Raw genomic sequence first — 4,238 nt, forward strand, 5'->3', positions numbered from 1 at the left:
GCGAAACCAGCTGCCAAGCCAGCTGCTAAAACTGCTGCTGCGAAACCAGCCGCGAAGCCAGCTGCTAAAACCGCTGCTGCGAAACCAGCTGCGAAGCCAGCCGCTAAACCCGCTGCTGCAAAACCTGCCGCGAAGCCAGCCGCTAAACCTGCTGCTGCAAAACCAGCTGCCAAGCCAGCCGCTAAACCTGCTGCTGCAAAACCAGCCGCGAAGCCGGCCGCTAAACCTGCTGCTGCGAAACCAGCTGCCAAGCCGGCCGCCAAACCTGCTGCTGCGAAACCAGCTGCCAAGCCGGCCGCCAAACCTGCTGCTGCCAAGCCAGCACCAGCCAAACCAGCTACTCCAGCTGCAAAGCCTGCGACCCCGGCTGCACCTGCTGCCAGTACCACAGCGCCAACCGCACCGGCCAGCAGCACGCCTGCACCGGCAGCGCCAAGCGTCACCCCAACCAGCGCTTCCTAAGTGCCGGTAACCGCGGCGCGCAGCTGATGCAGCGCGTCGTGGTCAAGGTTGGCGGCTTCGGCCGCCAGTCCTTCAACCCATGCTTGATGATTCACCTCGGCCATCGGCCAATGCTGCGCCACACCTTCCAGGCGTGATAGCAGCAGCCTTTCTGCATCCAATTCCAAAGCCTTGACCCGCTCCCGTAACGCTCCCAGCTCAACATCCTGCTGCGCCATGGCCCGCCATTGCGTGCGTACTTGCCGCAGCGGCCCGACCACCTCCGCCTGCCACGGCCCGGCGATCTGCCGCAGTGCCTGCAAACGCGACGTTTCCGGCGCCACACCCCGCTGCTCCAGCCACAACCCGCACAACACCAGGCACACATCAGCCCCTTGCGCCTGCAAGCGCAGGCACGCGTCCTCGACGCCCGAGCGGGCGTAGGTCGAGAGGGCAAAGCTCCACAGGTCAGCGCACATATTCACACCCAAGCCAGCGGCCAACGAAGCTGGTAGACTCCGCCGCCATTATGATCCGACTTCAAAGCCTAACATTACAGCGTGGCCCGCAACGTCTTCTCGAAGACGCCGAGCTGACCCTGCACGCCGGTCACAAAGCCGGCCTGATCGGTGCCAACGGCGCCGGCAAATCCACGTTGTTCGCCTTGCTGCTGGGTGAGCTGACTCCCGACTCCGGGGATTGTCTGCTGCCGGCCGACTGGCGCATCGCCCATATGCGCCAGGAGATCGACACCCTCGACCGCATTGCGATCGACTACGTGCTCGATGGCGACCTGCGCCTGCGCCAGGTGCAACACGACCTCGCCGAGGCCGAGAAAGCCCAGGACGGCGCCGCACAGGCCCGCCTGCACTCGGAACTGGACAGCGCCGACGGCTACACCGCCGACGCGCGTGCGCGCAAGATGCTTGCCGGCCTTGGCTTTACCAACGAACAGATGGACCGCCCGGTCGCCGACTTTTCCGGTGGCTGGCGCATGCGCCTGAACCTGGCCCAGGCGCTGATGTGCCCCTCGGACCTGTTGCTGCTCGATGAACCGACCAACCACTTGGACCTCGATGCGATCCTGTGGCTGGAAGACTTCCTGAAAAGCTACCCGGGCACCTTGCTGCTGATTTCCCACGACCGGGATTTCCTCGACGCCGTGGTGGACAACATTGCCCACGTCGACCAGAAGAAAATCACCCTGTACCGCGGCGGCTACAGCGCCTTCGAACGCGCCCGTGCCGAACGCCTGGCCCAGCAACAGCAGGCCTACGAGAAGCAGCAGGCGCAGCGCGCGCACATGGAAAGCTACATCGCCCGGTTCAAGGCCCAGGCCACCAAGGCCCGTCAGGCCCAGAGCCGGATCAAGGCCCTGGAGCGCATGGAAGAACTGTCGGCGGCCCACGTCGATTCACCGTTCGACTTTGTGTTCCGCGAATCGGTGAAAATCTCCAGCCCGCTGCTGGACCTTTCCGATGCCCGCCTGGGCTATGGCGACAAGACCATCCTCGAGAAGGTCAAGTTGCAGCTCACCCCTGGCGCGCGGATCGGCCTGCTCGGCCCCAACGGCGCGGGCAAGTCGACCTTGATCAAAAACCTCTCGGGCGAATTGCAGCCCCTGGCCGGTCGCCTGGTGCGCGGTGAGAACCTGGTGGTGGGCTACTTCGCCCAGCACCAGCTGGACTCCCTCGACGCCAAGGCGAGCCCGCTGCTGCACTTGCAGCGCCTGGCGCCGACCGAACGCGAACAGACCCTGCGGGACTTCCTCGGTGGTTTCGACTTCCGTGGTGCGCGCATTGACGAGCCTGTGCTGAATTTCTCCGGTGGCGAAAAGGCCCGCCTGGCCCTGGCCCTGATCGCCTGGGACCGGCCAAACCTGTTGCTGCTCGACGAACCGACCAACCACCTCGACCTGGAAATGCGCCTGGCGTTGACCATGGCCCTGCAGGAATTCAGCGGCGCGGTACTGGTGGTGTCTCACGATCGCCACCTGCTCAAGAGCACCACGGATAACTTCCTGCTGGTGGCTGACGGCAAGGTCGAGGAATTCGACGGCGACCTGGAAGACTATGCCCGTTGGCTGTCGGACTACCGCCTGCGCAACGCGCCGGTCAGCAACACGCCGGTCAACCCGGACAAGACCGACAAGAAGGCCCAGCGCCAGGCCGCGGCTGCATTGCGTCAGCAACTGGCCCCGCACAAGCGTGAAGCGGACAAGCTGGAAGCCGAATTGGGCAAGATCCACGAGAAGCTGGCGAAGATCGAAACCAGCCTGGGTGACAGCGCCGTCTACGAGCCGGCCCGCAAGGATGAATTGCGCGACCTGCTGGCCGAACAGGCCAAGCTCAAGGTACGTGAAGCGCAGTTGGAGGAGACCTGGATGGAAGCCCTCGAACTGCTGGAATCCTTGCAAGCGGAGCTGGAGGCGCTGTCCTGATGGAAGCGCTGCAACTGCCGCTGCCGGCCCAATGGATCGCGCCGATCTGGGTGGCCGTACAGATTCTGCTGATCCTGCTGGCCGGCTATCTCGCCCAGCGTTTCGTCGCCAAATGCCTGAACCGCCTGGGGGAACGTTATCCGTTCCCGCCGCAGTTGCTGATGCCGCTGCGCGGCGGCCTGCGCTGGCTGATCATGGGCAGCGCGCTGATCTTCGTGCTGGAGCGCCTGGGCGTCTCTGCCACGGTGTTGTGGACGGCGTTGTCGGGTTTTGTGGCGGTGGCTGCGGTCGCGTTCTTCGCCATGTGGTCGGTGTTGTCCAACCTGCTGTGCGCCATCCTGATCTTCACCGTCGGGCCGTTCCGCCTGGGCGATGTGGTCGAGTTGGTGGACACCGTCGACAAGCCCGGCGTCAAAGGCCGGGTGGTGGCGATCAACCTGCTCTACACCACGCTGATCGAAGTGGAAGAGGCCGGTACCGGCAGTGTCATGGTGCAAGTGCCCAACAGCCTGTTCTTCCAGCGCTCGGTGCGCCGTTGGCGCGGCAGCGACGTGCTGCCTTAACCTGTGGCGAGGGAGCTCCCTCGCCACAAAGGCGCACCCTCGCCACAAAGGCGCACCCCAAAATTTTTGTAGCCATTTCTCGGCCAGCAGCGTTAGTTTAGAAACATTCAGCAAACTAAGCTCTGAGGTGTGTAATGGCGCTCGACACATGGCTGGCCTTTTTCCTGGCCAGTTGGATCATCAGTCTTTCCCCTGGCGCCGGTGCCATTGCGTCGATGTCCAGCGGCCTGCAATACGGTTTCCTGCGCGGTTACTGGAACGCCCTGGGCCTGCAACTGGGCCTGGCGATGCAAATCGCCGTGGTCGCTGGCGGCCTGGGGGCGATTCTTGCCGCATCCTCCACCGCGTTTTATGCGATCAAATGGTTTGGCGTAGCGTACCTGGTGTACCTGGCCATCAAGCAATGGCGCGCGCTGCCAACCGACCTGAGCGATGACGCGGCGATTCGCCCGATCGGCAAGCCGATGGCGATGATGTTCCGCGGGTTCCTGGTCAACGCCAGCAACCCCAAGGCCCTGGTGTTCATGCTGGCGGTGCTGCCGCAGTTCGTGAACCCGCAGGCGCCGCTGCTGAACCAATACCTGATCCTGGGTGCGACAATGATCTGCGTGGACATGATCGTGATGGCCGGCTACACCGGGCTGGCGTCGAAAGTGTTGCGCCTGTTGCGCACACCGAAGCAGCAGAAACGCATGAACCGTACGTTTGCTGGCTTGTTCGTTGGGGCGGCGGGGTTCCTGGCCAGCTTGCATCGCGCAACGGCGTAACTGACGAAACCGGATCAAAAATGTGGG

At 63.7% G+C, this 4,238-nt stretch carries 5 protein-coding genes; 4 read left to right on the forward strand and 1 reads right to left on the reverse strand.

The annotated features are described in order from the left end of the window. On the forward strand, positions 1–462 hold a 462-nt coding region (locus HX814_RS08450), incomplete at its 5' end, for a hypothetical protein (protein WP_177015408.1). Here the strand turns inward: HX814_RS08450 and HX814_RS08455 are convergent. Continuing rightward, the gene (locus HX814_RS08455) at positions 459–920 is read right to left on the reverse strand and encodes a TIGR02444 family protein (RefSeq protein ID WP_102604074.1); all 462 of its coding nucleotides are present in this window, start codon (positions 918–920) and stop codon (positions 459–461) included. The two genes, HX814_RS08450 and HX814_RS08455, sit on opposite strands and share 4 nt — an antisense overlap. 50 nt (positions 921–970) lie before the next feature. On the opposite strand from HX814_RS08455, the gene HX814_RS08460 reads away from it, so the two are divergent. From HX814_RS08460 to HX814_RS08470, 3 genes are all read left to right on the forward strand, one after another. Further along, positions 971–2,881: an ATP-binding cassette domain-containing protein gene (locus HX814_RS08460; protein WP_003208841.1), complete on the forward strand. Its 1,911-nt coding sequence runs from the start codon at positions 971–973 to the stop codon at positions 2,879–2,881. After that, positions 2,881–3,444: a mechanosensitive ion channel family protein gene (locus HX814_RS08465; protein ID WP_008439307.1), complete on the forward strand. Its 564-nt coding sequence runs from the start codon at positions 2,881–2,883 to the stop codon at positions 3,442–3,444. Before HX814_RS08460 ends, HX814_RS08465 begins: the two co-directional genes overlap by 1 nt. A 134-nt stretch (positions 3,445–3,578) precedes the next feature. Next, positions 3,579–4,211, forward strand: a complete 633-nt coding sequence (locus HX814_RS08470) for a LysE family transporter (protein ID WP_003208844.1) — start codon at positions 3,579–3,581, stop codon at positions 4,209–4,211. Positions 4,212–4,238 lie beyond the last annotated feature (27 nt).

Source organism: Pseudomonas sp. C8002, from assembly GCF_013385765.1.
Classification (GTDB): domain Bacteria; phylum Pseudomonadota; class Gammaproteobacteria; order Pseudomonadales; family Pseudomonadaceae; genus Aquipseudomonas.